The sequence below is a fragment of the Streptomyces sp. JLYT201 genome, from assembly GCF_059448825.1.
The window spans coordinates 180,022-199,255 of sequence record NZ_CM182551.1 but is presented as its reverse complement, the minus strand read 5'-3'; the positions used below and the strand labels follow the sequence as shown (position 1 = coordinate 199,255).

6 protein-coding genes are annotated in these 19,234 nt (G+C 73.6%); all 6 read left to right on the top strand.

Features of this window, described 5'->3' with window-relative positions:
- Positions 1-223 precede the first annotated feature (223 nt).
- The 6 genes from AC5WAM_RS00835 to AC5WAM_RS00810 are packed head-to-tail and all read left to right on the top strand — an operon-like array spanning position 224 to position 19,135.
- On the top strand, positions 224-2,854 hold the full coding sequence (locus AC5WAM_RS00835; protein WP_495521132.1) for a hypothetical protein: 2,631 nt from the start codon (positions 224-226) through the stop codon (positions 2,852-2,854).
- Between the two features lies 1 nt (position 2,855).
- Complete coding sequence (locus AC5WAM_RS00830; RefSeq protein ID WP_495521131.1) at positions 2,856-7,649, top strand: DUF6603 domain-containing protein; 4,794 nt, start codon at positions 2,856-2,858, stop codon at positions 7,647-7,649.
- 60 nt (positions 7,650-7,709) lie between these two features.
- Positions 7,710-8,879 (top strand): Kelch repeat-containing protein, encoded by a 1,170-nt coding sequence (locus AC5WAM_RS00825; protein ID WP_495521130.1) that lies wholly within the window; start codon positions 7,710-7,712, stop codon positions 8,877-8,879.
- Positions 8,876-12,085 carry a hypothetical protein gene (locus AC5WAM_RS00820; RefSeq protein WP_495521129.1) on the top strand — a complete coding sequence of 1,070 codons (3,210 nt, stop codon included), beginning with the start codon at positions 8,876-8,878 and terminating at the stop codon, positions 12,083-12,085. Before AC5WAM_RS00825 ends, AC5WAM_RS00820 begins: the two co-directional genes overlap by 4 nt.
- A complete protein-coding gene (locus tag AC5WAM_RS00815; RefSeq protein WP_495521128.1) occupies positions 12,082-17,328 on the top strand; it encodes a hypothetical protein in 5,247 nt (1,748 codons plus the stop codon). The genes AC5WAM_RS00820 and AC5WAM_RS00815 overlap by 4 nt, the downstream gene beginning before the upstream one ends.
- A complete protein-coding gene (locus AC5WAM_RS00810) occupies positions 17,321-19,135 on the top strand; it encodes a hypothetical protein (protein WP_495521127.1) in 1,815 nt (604 codons plus the stop codon). Before AC5WAM_RS00815 ends, AC5WAM_RS00810 begins: the two co-directional genes overlap by 8 nt.
- Positions 19,136-19,234 lie beyond the last annotated feature (99 nt).

Genomic DNA, 19,234 nt, shown 5'->3' with positions numbered 1-19,234 from the left:
TGTTCCTTCGTGCATCGCGGTGTAGCGGCGGAAGTCGGCCCACCCATCACGGCGGGCCGGGTAAGTGTTCCCTTCCGATTGGAGCCGTAAATTCCGGCGACGGCGATTTTCAGCCCCTCCAGCACATTTTTCCAGCCATGTCGCATTCGCTCTTTCTTTGATCTGGGGGCGGTGGGACGATCGGACCCCTTCGCTGCCCGGAGATCGAACGGTGGGAGTGACCATGGCCAGCACGGTTCCTATCACCACGGATCTTCCCGTCTTTCCGCACCTCGATCTGCATCTTGTACTCACCGGCGAACTCCCGCTCAAGATCCAGGTGTTCAGCCGTACTTTCACCGAGGCCGCACCCCAGCCTTTCGTGCTGACGGAACAGACGCAGGGCAGCACATTCCACTTCTTCGCTCCGCACCATTCGGTGGGCGACCGGCTCAACAGGCTCCCATCGGTGAACAGCCAGGGAGTCGTGACGGCTCAGGAACCCGGGGTCTACCTCTTCCAGATCACGGTCGGTGGCGGGTTCGGCGTGGTGGTGGGCAGGCTCCAGGTGCACGAGAAGATCGAGGAGTGGTGGTTCGGGAACACATCCATTGCCACAGCGAAGGACAGCAAGTTCGCGCACGCCCAGCCGTCGCTCTACGCCAGGTTCAGCGAGCACCGCGCAGCCGGTACGGACACGGTCGGCGATATCACGGGCCATGACTACATCGAGCTGAAGTCTCCGAGTTCGGACGTGGTCGTCGCGCCGAGGGGAAGGCTGCGGGGAGCGGCGGAGACGACGGCTCCCGTGATCATCACGGGAAAACTCAAAGGCACCGAAAAGACCGACGTCCTTCCGGTGCGGGTGGTCGACTACGCGAAGTCCCGGACGACGCTCACCCGGGTCAGGGCCGCGGACGTGGCGAACCATGAGGACCAGTGCAACATGGTCTTCATCGCGGAGGGGTTCCAGGCCAAGGACGCCCAGTTGTTCGACCGCATCGTCCAGCGCACCGTGCGCGACCTGTTCGAAAAGCCGCGACACCAGCCCTACGCGCTGCTGAGCAAGAGCTTCAACGTCTTCTCTTCGTTCGAACCCTCCGAACAGCAACTCGTCACCTGCGGCCCCCGCGTCGTGAGCGCGGCGGGAAACGGGGTTGATCTCACCGGCCGCCGCATTCCCGAGTCGGACCCGCGGGGCCTTCCGGCGAACAGTTACAGCGTGCAGGAGCTGGTCGAGCGCGTGGGTCTGCCCAAGCGCGGCGAGGACCGGTCTCCGCAGCAGTTGCGGGACCTGTGGAAGACGCAGAGCCTGACGGACTTCGCCGAAGGCAGGGCGAGCGACCTGGTGGTCGAGACGTGGAAGGCGCACCAGTCGGAGGGGTTCCTCCAGGCGTCGGACACGTTCTACGGCCTGTACCTCGGCCGCCGGCCGGCCGACGGCGGCAGGTTCCACGGCCAGGGGGAACCCGCGGTCCAGCCGCCCGCCGGCGACACGCCGAACGCCCCGCGCCTGAAGGAGTTCATCGACCGGGTCTACGAGTTCTACCGGGTCGCGGGACATCAGACGCTGGAACTCGATCCTCGGCGCCACGCCCCCGAGGTGTACGCGGACAGCAATGCGGCGAACCCGGGAAATGCGGTTCTCGGCTATCTCGCGGGGCTTCGGCTCTCGGAGCCGCCGAACCTCCCCATCGGACAGAACTGGGTTCCCGACGACACGCGTTTCCGTAAGAGCCGGGGGATGGTCGCGATCATCGCGTACGAATCGCTCCTGGGCGGCACGGCCTTCAACAACGGCACGATGACGGCCTCGACCGTGGGCAGGCAGGGAAAAGTCGAGTTCACCAAGACGTCGGGTACCAGACCGGTGATGACACGGACCCCTCCTCCGCCCGTCGCGGCGAATCAACCCCTGGGGATCACCGACATCGACCACCTCGTCAACAAGGTGGCCCACGAGTTCGCCCACTCCTTCAACCTGGGGGACGAGTACGAGGACTTCGGTGGCGACCGGCAGGGGGACAACGACCCCTTCCATGACGTGACCTTCGACAACCTGGCGAAGCTCAGTTTCCTGCACCAGGGAGCGCCGCCGCAGGACCGGAAGCTCAACCCCGGCCGCATCAAGTGGTTCGAGGTTCCCCGGGTGCGGATATCCGGAAAGCTGCTGAAGCCGTCCCAGACGCTGCTGTCCGACGTATTCGAAGTCACGGTCGGCACCGCCGACATGGGGAAGTGGGTCCAGGCGTTCACGGAAAACGCCAAGGTGACGGTGCGCAATTTCACGACCAAGGCGGACAACCGGCAGCTGCCGCTGTCGGTGACGCCCGCCGACATGCTGACCAATCTGACCATCGCGTCCAGGCCCGACGAGAAACAGGGCACCCTCTTCCTCCAGACCCCGGGACCCGTCGCGGCGATACCGGTCTTCAAGAAGGGCTCGGTGGTGTTCGTCCAGCGGACAGACCCCTCGGGGCTACCGGTCTTCGTGGTGGACAAGGCGGTGCGGGACTTCGTCGCCGACCCCAGCCCTGCGAACCAGCGCAGCCACGGCCCGCTGAACCGGAACCGCGACACGACGAAGCCCTTCGGAAAGAGGGAAGAGGAAACAGATCTCCCCATCAACGTGCCGGGCTTCGTGCCACCGAAGTTCGCCTACCAGATGGTGGGGATCTTCGAAGGCGGCAACCACTTCGCGGGCGGCTTCTACCGGGCGTCGGGCGAATGCAAAATGCGCGGCCAGGACAAAGGCACGACGAACGACGCGGACCTGCGGGGCGTGTTCTGCTTCCTCTGCAAATGGCTGATCGTCAATCTCATCGACCCGGCCCAGCACGCCCCGCTCGACGCGCACCAGTACCCGAGGGCGTGAGATGGCTGACCAGGGCACCTTCGACAAGCTCCTCGCCGGGATCGGGCAGGCACTGCTGCCCCTGCGGGAGGCCGTCGCCTCACCCCAGGCATTCATCGGCCTCCTCCACCAGCTCGGCTGGACGGTCGACGACCCCCCGGCCCCGCTGCGCGCGCTCGGCACCGCCACGGACACGCTGTACGACAGCCTGCGCCGCCTGCTGGGCGACGGCGGACTCAACGAGGGCGCGCCCGGGCTCCGCACCCCGGCACCCGGAAAGCCCGAGAGGGCGAGCGCCGCCGCCTCCGCCGACGAGGCGGCCCGCGTACTCGCCGCCGTCCAAGGCCTCGTGACCGCGATCCGCGCCATCGCCGACGCGCCCGACGCGGCCATCCCGCCACACCTGCGGGCCGACGGCTTCCGCGAGCAGTTCCCCCGCCAGCTCCTCGACCACCTGGTCATCACGTACCTGCAACGCTTCCACCCGTCCGTCGGGTTCGGACTGCGCGCGCTCGGCGTCATCAAGGCGGCCTACGTGCCGCCCACCGGCAGCCGCCCCTCCCACACCCGCATGACGCTCGACGTGACCGACGTGCCCAAGGTGCTCGACGATCCGTCGCTCGTGCTGAAGAACGCGTACGGGTGGGGCGGGCCCGACCTCGACTTCGCGGAGCTGGCCTCCCAGCTCGACAACCTCTTCCTGGGCATGGGCTTCGACGTGCGCATCGCGCAGCTGTCCGAAGGTGCGGAGACCGCCGTGCAGGGTCCGCGCACCGACCCGCTGGGCCCGACGGCGACCGCGCTCACCTTCGTCGCCTTCGACCAGGCGGTGGGGGAGGACGAGGCGCGGGCGCGCGGCGCGGTGCGGCTCGTCCGAGTGCCTCCGGCCGCCCCGGGCGGGGCGCCGGGCCTCGCGCTGCTGCCCTCGCTGACCGGCTCGCTCGGGGTGAGGTTCGAGCTGGCGTGCGGCATCGCCGTCACGGTGCGCAGCGGCCTCGACCTCCAGGGCGGGGTGGCGCTCCTCGCCCGGCCGGGTGCGGGAGTGGACGTGATCACCGGCTTCGCGTCGGGTGGCGCCCCCGTGCACGCCAAGGGGGCCATCGAGGTCACGGCCGAGAACATGGTCGCGGACCGGGCTCCGGTGCTGCTCCTCGGTACGCCCGACGGCACCCGGCTCCAGTTCCGCGCGCTCGCGGGCACCGGCGGCGTCCGGATCGACGGTGACGACGTGGACGTCTTCGCCGAATTCGATCTCACGGGCCTGGAGTTCGTGTTCCGGCCGGGGCAGGAGGCCGACGGATTCCTCGCCGCGGTCCTTCCTGCCGACGGGTTCGGCGTCGGCGGCGACCTGTCCGTCGGGGTCTCGCACCGCGACGGCCTGTATTTCCGCGGCACGTCGAACCTGAACCTCCAGATCCCGGTGCGCCGACGGCTCGGGCCCCTGGAGATCCAGAGCCTGACCGTCTCCGCGGCCCCCTCGGGCGGATCCGTGCCGGTCGGCATCGGCGCGACGTTCACGGCCGAACTGGGCCCCGTCACCGCAGTGGTGGACAAGGTCGGCCTCATCGCGCTGTTCGACGGGCGCCCCGGGCAGGACGGGAACCTCGGCCTGCTCGACGTCTCCCTCGGCTTCAAGCCGCCCGGCGGCGCGGGCCTCTCGATCGACACGGGCGTGGTGCGCGGGGGCGGCTTCCTCGCCTTCGACCCCGCGCGCGGCGAGTACGCCGGGGCGATGGAGCTGGAGTTCGCCGACTTCCTGGAGCTCAAGGCCGTCGGCCTCGTCAGCACACGGATGCCGGACGGCTCCAAGGGGTTCTCGCTGCTGATCGTGGTCACCGCCGACTTCGGCGAGGGCATCCAGCTCGGCTACGGCTTCACCCTGCTTGCCGTCGGCGGCCTGATCGGGCTGAACCGCGGCATGAACCTCCAGGCGCTCGCGGAGGGCATCCGCACGGGCTCGATCGAATCCGTGATGTTCCCGCGCGACGTGATCGCCAACGCGCCGCGCGTCCTGTCCGACCTGAACGCGTTCTTCCCGCCGGAGGACGGCACGTTCCTCATCGGCCCGATGGCCAGGATCGGCTGGGCCACCCCGACGCTGGTGAGCATCTCCCTCGGGCTGATCATCGAGATCCCCGGCAACATCTCCGTCCTCGGCACCCTGCGCGCCACGCTGCCGAACACGAAGCTGCCCCTCCTCGACCTGCGCGTCGACTTCTTCGGCGCACTGGAACCCGGCAAGAACCGCCTGTGGTTCGAGGCCCGCCTCGTGGACTCGCACGTGCTCACCATGCCCCTCGACGGCGGCATGGGCGTCCTGGTCGCCTGGGGCGACAACCCCGACCTGGTGCTCACGGTCGGCGGCTTCCACCCCTCGTACAAGGCACCGGCACTGCCCTTCGCCGTGCCCGAGCGGGTGTCGATCGACATCCTGCACCGCGACAGACAACTGATCCGCGTCTCCGGCTACTTCGCCCTCACCAGCAACACCGCCCAGTTCGGCGCGGAGGCGGAACTCCGGCTCGGCTTCGGCGGGTTCGGCGTCGAAGGGCACCTCAGCTTCGACGCGCTGTTCCAGTTCAACCCGTTCCGGTTCGCCGTCGCCATTAGCGCGGAGGTCTCGCTCAAGGCGTTCGGGGTCGGCGTGTTCAGCATCGACCTGCGTTTCCAGCTGGAGGGACCGGCCCCCTGGCGGGCGCGCGGGAAGGGATCCATCGGGTTCCTGTTCTTCTCGATCTCCGCCAACTTCGACATCACCTGGGGCGAGAACGCCGTCACCACCCTGCCGCCCCTCCTGGTCCTCCCGCTGCTCGCCGCCGAGCTGCGCAAGACCGAGGGCTGGCAGACCCGCCTGCCCACCGGCAGCGGCAAGCCGCTGGTCAGCCTCCGCAGCCTCCCCCCGTCCGACGACCTGGTGCTGCATCCCCTGGGCACCCTGTCCGTACAGCAGCGGGCGCTGCCGCTCAACGTACGTCTCGACAAGGTCGGCCCGCGGCGCGCGGCCGACGGCAGGCGCTTCACCGTCGCGCCCGCGCCGGACAGCGGGCTCGTGCGGATCTCCGACACCGGCGACAAGTTCGCCATGGCCCAGTACCAGGACATGACCGACGCGGCGAAGCTGTCGAGCCCCGCGTACGAGACCCAGGACACCGGCCTGGAACTCACCGCCGCCGCGGGCGCCCTGGCGTCCGCACGCGTCGTACGGCGCAGCGCGCGCTACGAGCTGCACATCATCGACAGCGCACCCGCCACCAACGGCGCGCGCGGTGCGGTAGGCACCGACGGCCCGCGCACCGAGCCGCCCGCGCGGCTGTCCGCCGCGCGCACCAAGCGGTTCCACAGCGTCAGCCCCGCCGTGTTCGACGGGTTGCTCCAGGGGAGCAGCACCAGCAGGTCGCCGCTGTCCCGGCGCGAGGCACTGCTGCGCCAGCCGTTCGCGACGGCCGACACCGTGCGCGTCGCCGACCAGCGGTTCGTCGTCGCGTACGTGCGCAGTAACGTGCCCGCGCTGCCGCCGCGCGCGCTCGGCCGCAGGTCCGCGGGCGCTCCGGTGGACTTCCGGAGCCAGGCCACGGCGGCCGACGCCCTCGCCGACTTCGTCGCCGCCGACACGACGCTCGACGGCCTGCTGCACGTCATCCCGACGTCCGAGGCGGCCGTGCCGGCCTTCGTGCCCGGCACCTGGGCGCCCGCGGGCACACTGCCCGCCCCGGTCGGCCAGGGGGACACCGTGGTCCTCGCCAGCGGCAAAGTGCTGATCGCCGGGGGGACCGGCCCCACGGGCACCGCACTCGGCGCGACGGCGCTCTTCGACCCGACGGCCAACGCCTGGTCGGCTTCGGCCGCGCTGGCGGCACCCCGCCGCCTGCACACCACCACCCGGCTCCCCGACGGCAGGGTCCTCGCCGCCGGAGGGCGGGGCACCGACGCCCTGCCCCTGGCCTCCGCCGAGGTGTTCGACCCGGCCGCCGCGACGTGGTCCGCGTCGGGCCCGATGGCCGCGGCCAGGTTCGCGCACTCCGCGACACCGCTGCCTGACGGCCGGGTCCTCGCGGCCGGAGGCAGCGCCGCCCGGGCCGGGCACGGCTTCGGCGCGCTCCGCTCCGCCGAGCTGTTCGACCCCGCGACCCGGGCCTGGACCGCCACGGCGCCGATGAACGACGCCCGCACGGGCCACCAGGCCGTGCTCCTGCACGACGGCCGGGTCCTCGTCGCTGGCGGAGCGCTGCCCACGGGCGGAGCGCTGCCCACGGGCGGAGCGCTGCCCACGGGCGGCACGGGTGAAGCGGCCCTCGCGCACTGCGAGCTGTACGACCCGGCCGACGGCACCTGGACCCCGACCGGCAGCCTCCGCACGCCCCGCAAAGGGCACCAGGCGACCCTGTTGCCCGACGGCCGGGTCATCGTCACGGGCGGCGAGGCCGTCGTCGCGGCGGACGGCACGTTCAGCCCGCGTGCCCTGGCCTCCGCCGAGCTCTACGATCCGCTCACCGGCACCTGGACCCCTGCGGCCCCCCTGCCCGGCGGCCGCGCCCGGCACCGCGCGCTGCTCACGCGCGCGGGGGACGTCCTGATCATCGGCGGCACCACGGGCCCCGGCTTCACCGCGGGCTTCCGGAGCGTGATCGCGTACGCCCCGGCAGCGGGCACCTGGACGCGGCTCGCGGGCCTCTCCCAGGGCAGGTGGTCCACGGCCGTGGCCGAACTCGCCGACGGCCGCGTCCTGGTGTCCGGAGGCATCGCGGCGGCCGGCGCCGCCGCGCCGGGACCCGAACCACTCCAGCTCGCCGCCACGGCGGAAGCGCTGATCCCCTGACCACCTCCCGCCCACGGACCGGTCCACCACCCATACGGACGGCGCACCCGAGGAGCCTCGATGACCACCACCTCCCCCCAGGCCACCGGGTCCTGGACGTCCGCTCCCGGCCTGCCCCGGGCCGCCACCTGGTACGGGCAGCACGACAACGCCGTCCCGATAACGGGCGGAAGCGCCGTCCTGGTCGCGGGCGGAGCCGACAGCACCTCGGCAGCCGTCAGCCATACCGCCGTCTACGACGCCGCCGCGGGAACCTGGCTCCCGGTAGGAGCCCTGAACACTCCCCGTCGGCTGCACACCCTGACCCTCCTGCCGGACGGGAAGGTCCTCGCCACCGGCGGCACCAGCGGCCCCGCACCGGGCGCCCCCGCCCTCGCGACGACCGAGCTGTACGACCCGGCGACCCGTGCCTGGACCACCAGCGGCGCCATGGCGGGGCCCCGCGCGGGCCACAGCGCGGTCCTGCTCGCCGACGGCAAGGTGCTCGTCGCCGGAGGCACCGCGTTCCGGTCGACCCAGAGCGTCAAGGCCCTGCGTACGGCCGAGCTCTACGACCCCGCGGCGGGCACCTGGTCGGCGGCCGGCGACATGACGGAGGCCCGCACGGGACACACCGCCCTGGCGCTCGCGGGCGGAGCCGTCCTGGTCTGCGGCGGCACCGCGCCGGTCGGCGGCGCCGACGAACCCGCCCTCGCCTTCTGCGAGCTGTACGACTCCACCACCAAGAAGTGGACCCCGACCGCAAGCCTGCGCGCGGCCCGCAGCCACCACCAGGCCACCCGGCTCTCGGACACCACGGTCCTGGTCACCGGCGGCCTCGCGCCCCGAGCGCCCGGCGGCGGCGCGTTCGACCCGTTCAGCCAGCGCACCGCCGAGCTGTACGACCTGGCCGCCGGGACGTGGAAGCCCGCGGCCGACATGCCCTCGGGACGCGCACTGCACCGCGCGCTCCCCTTCGGCCCGAGCGGGGTCCTCGTCGTCGGAGGCGCCGCCGACGACAAGGACGAGGCGGGCTACCGCAGCGCCCTCCTCTACGACTCGGTCGCGGACACCTGGTCCCCGGTCGCGGGCCTCGCCGACGGCCGGTGGGCGTTCGCCGCCGCGCCGTTGCCGGGCGGGAAGGTCCTGGTCACCGGCGGCACGGCCCGCACCGGGGCGGCCGCCGCCGACCCCGACCTGCCCGAACTGACGGCGAGCACAGAGGTCTTCAGCGGCGGGGGCGCCTCGTGACCACCAACGCGTACTCCTTCCTGCCCTGGCTGCGCGCCGGGATCGCCACGCGCATCGCGGGCGACCCCGGGACCTCGGCGCGCGCCAGCATCCCGGTCCGCCTGCGGATCTCCGGCGAACCCCGCACCGGCGGGCCGCTGACACAGGAGATCGAGCGGAGCGTCCAGCTCTACGGACCCGGAGACGTGACCGGCGTCGACCCCCGCGCGATCTCCCGCAGGGAACCACGGCCCGGCACCACCAACCACGAGCCGAACTACCTCGCCCACATCGAGTTCTACGACGAGGACTTCCCCTGGCGCTACAGCCCCGCCCCGCCCGACGCCGCCACCAAGCGCCTCGCCCCCTGGCTCGCCCTCGTCGTCCTCGCCGCCCAGGCCCCGGCGGACGGCACGGCACCGGAGTTCACCGAGAGCCCGCAGGGGAGCGGACCGCTGCCCGTGATCGCCGTACGGGACACCGCCGCGACCCTGCCCCGGCCCGACCAGCTCGGCGCCTGGGCCCACGTGCACGTCAACGGCTCACTGACGGGCCCCGTCGCCTCCGACAGCCCGGCACCCGCCCTCGCCGCGCTCGCCGAGCTGCTGCGCACCCACGCCGACGACGCCTGCTCGCGGCTGATGTGTCCGCGCAGGCTGCGCCCGGACACGGCCTACGAGGCTTTCCTGGTACCGGCGTTCGAGACCGGTCGCCTCGCCGGGCTCGGCCTCGACCCCGCGACCGCGCCCGGCGCCGTGTACCTCGCCTGGGGGCCGCCGTACGCGGGCCGGCCCGCGTCGGGACACCTGCCGTACTACCACCGCTGGCAGTTCACCACCGGCCGCACCGGCGACTTCGAATCCCTCGTCCGGCTCCTTCGCCCCCAGCGGCCCGACCCGCGCGTGGGGCGCCGGAACATCGACGTCCACCGCTCACCCGGCCTCGGCCTGCCCGGAATCCAGACACCCGCGGCGCTCGGCGGCGTACTGCCGATGGGCGGCGCGCTCAAGGTGCCGCAGCCCCCGGGCACCGAACCTGACGACGCGGAGAACTGGGACAACTTCCACGACCGGCCGCCGCCCGCGGCCCCGTACCCGCACCCCTTCCAGAGCGCCCTGGCCGCGCTGCTCAACCTCGCCGACGACTACCAGCGCCACACCCCGGCCGCGGCGCACGCCGCGCTCGCGGCGACGCCCCTCGACGCGCCGCCGACCGCGGCGGAGTCCGACCCGATCCTCACCCCCTCGCTGTACGGCCGGTGGCACGCCCTCACCCCCCGGCTCCTCACCCGCCAGGACGGCACCCCCGTCCCCCCGCCCGAGAACCGCAACTGGGTCCACCGGCTCAACCTCGACCCGCGCTTCCGCGTCGCCGCGCAGTGGGGCACGCGGGTCGTCCAGACACGCCAGGAAGAGCTGATGGCCGCCGCCTGGGCCCAGGTCGGGGACGTCCTGGCCGCCAACGCCCGGATCCGCGCGGCGCAGCTGGCCCGCGAGGTCGGGCACGTACTCCAGACCAAACACCTGGACCCGGTGGGAGGCACCACGGCGACGGAACGGTCCGCCGCCGCGTCGGGGCGCTCGCTGCGCCTGACCGCGCCCGCGCACACGCGGGTGACGTCCACCGTCACCGGGTCCTCCACGGCGGCCGCGGCGCCCGACGGGCAGACGGAGAAGGTCGCGGTCGGATTCCGGGTGGCCGCCAGCCAGGTCGCGGGCGCGCCGCTGTCCCCGGCGATGCGACGGATCACGCGGCCCGGCTCCCGCCTGATGCGGATGCTGCCCTTCACCCCCGACCGCCCGCCGGACGCACTCGTACCCCGTATGGACGCCGCCTCCGGCGCGGTCACGGCCGCACCCGCGAAGACCACCCCGGCCGGACTCGTCACGGCCGAACGGCTCGCCGCCGCACTGCACCCCGGCCCGCCGCCGACGGACCCGGTCGACAGCCTCCCGCACAGCCCCGACTTCCGGCTCCGCGAGCTCGGCGACGCGGTGGTGCCCAGGACGGGCACCACCGACAGCCCGGAAGCGGCCCGCTTCAAGGGCGCGCTGCGCGACCTGCACCAGAGCCTGAACGCGGCCACCTCGGTCGGCAGGGCCGCTCCGCGCGCGCGGCTCGACGTCGCCGCCGCCACCGGCGCGGTGCTGTCCGCACTGCGCGCCGACACCACCGTGCCCAGGACGCTGCTCGGATCGGTCGGCCTGCCCGAGCGGCTCCGCCCGTTCGCCGACGGCTTCATCGAGGCGATGGCGTACCCGGTCTTCGACCTGCCGACCTACCAGGCCCTCCTCGACCAGTCGGTCGACGCGTTCGTCCCGCACCTCGACCTGCTCCCGCAGAACTCGATCACCCTGCTCGCCAACAACCGCGAGTTCATCGAGGCCTACCTCGCCGGACTCAACCACGAGATGGCCCGCGAACTGCTCTGGCGGGAGTACCCCACCGACCAACGCGGCACCCCCTTCCGGCAGTTCTGGGACCCCCGCACCGCACAGCCCCGGCCGGGGGAGAGCGCCGAGCGCCGGCGCGAGCGGTGCTACGACATCCCGCCCGTCCACACCTGGCCGACCACCGGACGGCTCGGCCAGAACGCCCATGACCGCGCCGCCACCGGACCCCAGAAGGAAGACCTGGTCCTGGTCGTGCGGGGCGAGCTGCTCAAGAGGTACCCGACGGCCGCCGTCTACGCCCAGCGGGCCCAGTGGCCGCCCGGCCCCGACGGCCTGCCCGACCTGACGCAGGAGCGGGTGCCCGTGCTCCTTCCCGACGAGGACCGGCCGCCGCCCTCACTGGTGCGGTTCCCCCTGTACGAGGCGAGGATCGAGCCCGACATCACCCTCCTCGGGTTCGACCTGGACGCCGACGAGGCACGCGGCGCCCCACCCGCCGACGCGGGCTGGTTCTTCCTCCTCAAAGAGCGCCCCGGGGACCCCAGGTTCGGGGTCGACGACGCCGAGCCGACCCCGGTGGAGGTGTGGAACGACCTGTCGTGGACCGACGTCGACCCGCACGGGCGCGGCTTCCTCGAACTCGACCCCCACGTCACCGTGCCCCTGGCCCACTTCGACGGCTCCGAGGACGACCAGGAGAAGCGCGAACAACGCGCCGAGGACGAGAACCTGCCGCTCTGGCACGCCGGCCTCAGCTCCGCCGACCTCGCCTACATCCTCTTCCAAGTGCCGGTCCTGGTGGCCGTCCACGCACAGGAAATGCTGCCGCGATGACGCACTCGACACCACCCCCGGCCCCGCCTTCGGCCACGGCGGCGACCACCACTCAGCTCAGTGACGACGTCCCCGTCCTCCTCGGCCCCGTACGGATCGAGACCCGCTTCACCCCGACCGAGCTCCTGATCCGGATCTTCCCCGACGAGTGGGCGGTCGACAAGTTCGAGCCCCTGCCCACACCGGCCGAGATCGCCGCCCTCGACGCGTACTGGACCGCGCGCTGGGCCGCCGCGCGCGAGCCCGCCGCGCTCCGCGCCGCCCAACTGGAGCTGGCCCGGCGGATCGCCCCCGGGCGCGCGGCCTGGCTCCTCGGCGAGCGGCTCCCGGCCAACCCCGGCGAGGAGCCGACCGCCGTCCCCGCCGGCACGACGGTGCTCGTGGTCGTGGGCCCCAAGCCGGTGGCCGCCGCGGACCGGCAGCCGACCTCCGCCTACTGGACCGCGGTCTGGCGCGCGCACGGCGACCGCCGCCTGCTGCGGCAGGCCGACACCGCGCTGCTCACCGCGGTCGGCGCCACCCGGGCCGCCGCCATCAGGGCCCTGCGCCCCGCAGGCGTCGAAGGGGCGCCCGCCGGCACGGGCGACGCCGTCCACGTGGCCTTCCTGGTGCTGCCGCCACCCGCGACGGGATCCACCGCACCCGAGTCATGGACCCGGGCCGCGCGCGCCCGGCTCCTTCCCGAGCGCTTCCAGGCCCTGGGCTACGTCGACGGAGAGCAGGTCCTGTCCGCGACCGGCGCGCCCGTGCCCGACGCGCTGCCAGTGAGCCCCGACCCCACAGCCGCCGACCAGATCTCCGTGGACCCCGCCACCGGGGCCCTGCACGTCCCCGACGAACTGCGCTGGCTCACCGACTTCGACCGCGCCGTCGCCCTCGGCATGGGCCTGCGCGTCCCGCTGGACGACCGCACGCGCGGCGGCCTGGACCGGCTGCTGGTGTTCGGCCTGCGCAAGGAGACCGACCCGCTCACGTCAGCGCAGCAGCTCACCGACCTGATCACCCGGCAGCTGCGCGGCCCGGACGGATACGCCCTGCTGCCCCAGGGCACCCCCACCAACAACACCGAGCGGCTGCCCGCGGGACGCGGCGAAGCCGACGAGGCGGAGTCGGCCCTGCGCCCGGCCGCGGCACCGGCCGCCGAGGCCACCGACTGGACCACCGCGACCGACGGCCGACGCTTCGCCGAACTCCTCGGCCTCCCGGCCACGGTCCTCGACGGCATGCCGCACGCGGACGGCACCGACCAGCGCGAGGCCCGCGCCGCCAACACCGCCCTGTGGCCCGTGACGTGGGGCTCCTTCCTCCAGACCGCCCTGCACCCCGTCCTCGACGTCGAGACCGTCCGCAAGACCAGGGACTTCTTCCTGCGCCACGTCTCCGGGCGAGGCCCCCTCCCGGCCGTCCGCATCGGCAGCCAGCCGTACGGCATCCTGCCCACCACCGCGTTCTCCCGCCTCACCTGGCCCGACTCGGCCACGCACCTGCGCGGCCTGAACCGGCTGTTGAGCGCGGCGGCCCAGGACTGGCAGGCCGCCGCGGACCAGGTCGCCCACCTCGGTGAGGACACCGACGACCCCCACCAGCTCCTCCTGGACGTCCTCGCCCTGCACCCCACCTCGGCCGAGTACCACCAGCGGTACGCACACAGCGTCGAGGACCTCTTCAACCGCGAGAACCTCGGCGGCCGCGGCGCCGACGTACTCCCCGCGCTCGACCGTCTGAACATGCCGGGACCGCTGCGCGCCCTCCTCGCCCGCCTCGGAGACCCCGACGGCGGCCCGGGCCACGACCCCGACCTGCTGCGCAAGCTCTTCACCGACGCCCAGCAGCCGCTCCTCGCCCCCCTGGTCGACGACCGGCCCCTGTCGGAGACCGACCCCGTACGCGCCTACACCCCCGACGGCCGCAACTACCTGCGCCTGCTCGCCGACGAAGCGGGTGTCAGCCTCGACGCGGTCCGGCTCGAACGCGGCTTCACCGACGACGCGCCGCCCGCCGCGCTGCTGTACCTGCTGCTGCGGCACGCGGTGCTGCTCGGCTGGGCCGACGCGGCCCGCAACCTCGCCGTCGCCGCCGGTGCGGCCACGCCCGACGAACTCGCGGCCGACCCGCCGTTCGTGCACGTACGGATACCGGAACCCGGACAGACGCTGCCGAGCGAGAGCCGCTTCCGCAGGCTGTACTCGCCCGAGCGCGCCGTGACGGGAAGCCCCGACCAGCTCCTGGCCGACTTCCTCCCGGGCGTGCTCGGCAAGACCCCCGCCACCGCCGAACTCGCCGAGCAGATCAAGGCCCTCGGCATCCTCGCCGACCTGCCCACGGCCCGCCTGGAGCGGCTCCTCGCCGAACACCTCGACCTCGCCACCTACCGGCTCGACGCCTGGCGCCTCGGCCTGGCCACCGCGCGCCTGGACGAGCTGCGGTTCGGCGCCAACGGCGGCGCGGTGCCCCGCCCGGGACTGCACCTCGGCGCCTACGGCTGGCTGGAGGACGTCCGGCCCCGGGCGGCGCAGCTCACCCCGGTCGAGCTGACCGGCGAACTCGCGGAGATCTTCGGTGACGGCGAGCCGCTCCTGCACGACCCGCGGAACGCGGGCTTCGTCCACGCGCCCTCGCCCGGCCACGCCAGGACCGCCGCCGTCCTGCGCGCCGGATACACGGCCAACGCCGGCCCCGACCACCCCGACACCTTCGCCGTGAACCTCAGCTCGGAGCGGGTGCGGACCGCGCTCGGCCTGCTCGACGGCCTGCGGCAGGGCCAGCCGCTCGGCGCGCTGCTCGGCTACCGGCTCGAACGCGGCCTGCACGACCGGCACGACGAGGCGGAGGTCGACCGCTTCATCAGCGCGCTGCGCGCACAGTTCCCGCTGCGCGCCGGAAAGATCCCGCAGACGGCGCCCGACCCCGCCGACAGCGTCCCGATCGAACAGGTCGAGGCGCGCAACGTCGTGGACGGCCTCGCCCTGGTCCGGCACGTGACCCGTACCGGCGTCCCGGACACCTACCCGTTCGGCCTGGACGGCGTGCTGCCACCCGCCACCCCGGGCCAGGCCGCGGCCCTGACCGCCGAAGTCCGCGCGCTCCTCGACGTGCACGACGCGCTCGCCGATCTCGCCGTGGCCGAAAGCGCCCACCAGGCCCTCGCCGGGAACACCGAGCGCGCCTCCGCGACCCTCGACGCCTACGCCAAGGCGGGCTTCCCGCCCCAGCCCTCCGTGGTCGAGACCCCGCGCGGCGGCACCACCCTCACCCACCGCCTCGCCCTGCGGCTGCGCCCCGGCCTGCGCCCGGACAGCCGCGCGACCCCCAGGGCACAGGCCGAACCCGCCGTCAACGACTGGCTGGAGGGGCTGCTGCCGGACGCGGACGACGTCGTCGCCCGCGTCACCTGGACCGACCCGGTGAGCGGACAGGACCGAAGCCGGAACATCGCCCTCGACGACCTCGGGCTCGACCCGATCGACCTGCTGTGGACGGTCCGCTCCGCGGGCGCCGAGGCGATGACCGACCTGGAGGACCGGATCACCGGCGCCGTCGTCGACCGGGACCACCCGCGACCGGACGTGACCCTGACCATCCGTCACACCGTCCGCGTCTCCGGCAAGGTCACCTTCTTCGAACTCTCCCCGCTCATCGGGGCGTTGCGCGCCCTGCTGACCACCTCGCGGCCCCTGCGCACCAGCGACCTCGTGCCCGCCGCGGGCACCGCGCCCGTCGACCGCGCCGCCGACGACGCGGTGTCCCTGCCCCGCGCACGCCCGGCCGCCGTACGCGCCTCCCTCGCCGCACTCGACGAGGAGGCCGCCGACTACGTCCACGACCTCGCACCGCTCTACCCCGACCCGCCCGCGCCGCCGTCGCGGGCCGCGGTGCTCACCGCCATCGACGGCTTCCTCACCCGGTACGCCGGTCTCGCCACCACGGCGTCCGGGTTCGGGATGGTACGCAGCGGCTGGAGCGAGCTCGTCCAGTGGCGCAGGAGCGCCTACGCCGACGTGCTCGCCGCGGTCGCCACCACCGCGTCACGCATGACCCGGGCGCTGGCCGACGCCGACGCGCTGCTCGCGCGGTACGACGCGCTGCCGCCCGCCACCGCCGACAGCGAACGCTTCCGCGTGCTCCAGCAGGCCGAGCGCCTCCTCACCACCCGCCCGACCACCCCCGTCCCCAACAGGCCCGCGCAACTGCGCGGGATCGTCGGCAGCCGTCGCACCGCCTTCCGCAACCGCCTCCAGGCCCTGAACCGGCAGGCACAGACGGCGAAGAGCACGCTCAGCGGGCTGCTCGCCGAGGTGTCCGACCTGCTGCCGCTCACCGACATCGACCCCGCCGGGCTCGACCTGACCGCCGTCGAGGACCGGGTCGTCGCCTTCGGCCGCGAACTCCTCGACCGGGCCCGCGCCCTGCGCACCGACATCGCCGGCCGACTGGCCTCGGCGGACACCGCGCTCACCGCGTACGACCAGGCGGTGACCGCCCCCGACCGGGTCGCGGCGGGCCTCGAGGCACTCCGGGCGATGCTCGGCCCCGAGGCCGTCGTCGTACCCGAGTTCACGCCGCCCGCCGCGCTCACCGCCGAGTGGACCAAGGCCCGCAGGGACAGCGGCAAGCTCCTGGAGCACCTGACCCGGCCTCCGGTGAACAGGGACTTCCCGCTCGACGACTGGATCCACGGGCTCGCGCGGGTCCGCGAGGCGCCCCGCCTCTGGGAGCGCGTCGTGCAGCTCGGCTCCGCCCTGCGCGACGACGAGGAGCCCGAGCTGGCTCCCGTCCAGCTCCCGTACCGCCCGAACGACCACTGGCTCGGCATGGAGTTCGCCCCCGGCGCCGCGATCACCGAGGACAGGCTGCTGTTCACGGCGCACTACGCCGACGGCGCGGACGAGGACGAGCCGCACTGCGGACTGCTCCTCGACGAGTGGACCGAGGTCATCCCCGCCGAGCGGGAGACCACCGGGATCACCGCCGACGTGGACCGCCCCGACTCCGAGCCGCCCCAGGCCATGCTCCTCGTCGTACCGCCCGTGCGCACCGGCACCTGGGACACCTCCGACCTGGTGGCCGCGGTCCACGAGACCTTCGCGATGGCCAGGGCCCGCGCCGTGGAGCCCGCACATCTGGAGGACAGCGCCTACGCGCACCTGCTGCCCGCCACGCTCATGTCGGCGACCACCCCACCGATCACCATCAGCACCGATCTGTCGATCGCGAACGTCCGCTGGAAGGCCGACCATGACTGAGCCACGCATCGCGGACCTCGCCGCAGCGCTCCGCGACCGCACGCACCCCGCCGTCGGCGTCTGGAACCGGCTCGAAGGCAGGCCGCGCACCACCGACTTCGACCGCGCGCTGCGCGCGGAGGTGCGGGACGCGCTGTGGCTGCTGACCCGGCAGTGGCAGCTGGGCGAGTTCCGGGGCGCCGACGCGGGCTCGCCCGTGACCGCCCGGTACGCCGTGACCACCAGCACGCCCAGCCGGTTCCGCCCGGGGGACGGACCGGCCGGGCCGCTGCCCACCGACCGGCCGCTGGAGACGGTCGCCGAACGCCGGCCCCTGCCCTTCGCCCTCGGTGCCGACCCGATCTCCTTCGACCTGCGCCTCGCGCTCGGCCGCCGCTGGCTCAAGCTGGTCTCCGGCGTGCCGGTGCTGCGCGCGCACGACGTGCCCGAGCAGTTCACCGCGCGCTACCCCGTCGCGCTGCCCGACCCCGCGGACGAGGCCGACAGCGCGCTGGTCGCGCACCCGGAGGTCTGGGCGACCATGCAGGCGCTCGTAGGCCGCCGGATGGACGGACACCTGCTCCACGAGCACCTGAAGGCGGGCGGACACCCCTCGGACGGCATCGACCTGCCCCGCCCGCACCGCGCGACCCTCGACGCCCTCGGCCCCCGACTGACCTCCTGGTTCGACCAGTTGATCGACACCCCGACCGGCGCGACCGCGCAGCGGCCGCAGGGGAACGCCACCTGGGACGCCAGGCGCCTCGAACACTCCTTCGCCGTCTCCGCACCCGCCCCCGGCGGCGGGGAGCACGTCCTCACGGCCGCCGAGTACCCGGGCGGCCCACTCGACTGGCACGCCTTCTCCACCGACTCCGGCGGCTCGCTCGGCGGCACGGACCCGGCACCCGTGCCGACCGCACGCACCGTGTTCCCGACACCGGTCCGCTTCGCGGGGATGCCCCTGCCGCGCTGGTGGGCGGTGGAGGACGGCAACACGAACTTCGCCGCCGTCACCCCGGACAGCACCGACCTGGCCCGGCTCGTCTTCCTGGAGTTCGCGCTCGTCTTCAGCAACGACTGGTACCAGCTTCCCTGCGACGTGCCCGCGGGGACACTGGCCACCGTCCAGGGACTCGCGGTCACCGACGTCTTCGGGCAGCGCCGGTGGATCACCCCGGCGGGCACGGGCGAGCGCCACGACTGGCAGCGCTGGTCGATGTTCACGCTCGGCACCGACGGCAAGACCGGGCTGCTCCTGCCGCCGGGCTCCCCGAAGGTCGCCACCGGCCCGCCGCTGGAGGGCGTGGTGCTCGTACGGGACGAGAGCGCCAACCTCGTCTGGGGCATCGAGGAGACGGTCCAACTGGCCAACGGCGGAGGGCGCAGCGGCGACGAAGCTGCAGCCGAGAGCCTCGCCCAGCGCCGCAGGCTGCACCCGCCGCCACCGGCCGACGACCCGCGCGCCGACGTCGCCTACGAGATCGCGAGCCCGGTCCCCGAGAACTGGATCCCCTTCATCCCCGTCCACGTGCCGGGGGACAGCCGGAGCGTGCAACTCCAGCGTGCCGCGATGCCCAGTGAGGTGGACGGCACCCCGGTCCGGCCGCGCACGGCCCTGCTGCGGGAGGGCCTCGACGCGGGGCGGCCGTACTTCATCAACGAGGAGGAGGTCACGCGCACCGGAACCCGGGTCACCGTCGCCTTCCACAGGACCCGGTGGCGGGACGGCCGCGTCGTCGTGTGGCTCGCGGCCCAACGCGCCACCGGCCACGGCGAACGCTCCAGCGGCCTCGCCTTCGACCTCCTGAAGGACACCTCCACCTGAGGCCCCGTCCTGCCGCCCCCGGACCATTCGCGGTCGTCGGCCGAGCCCGCGGCATGGGCCACATGACCACCGCGGGCCGGTTCCGCACGGAGCGGGACC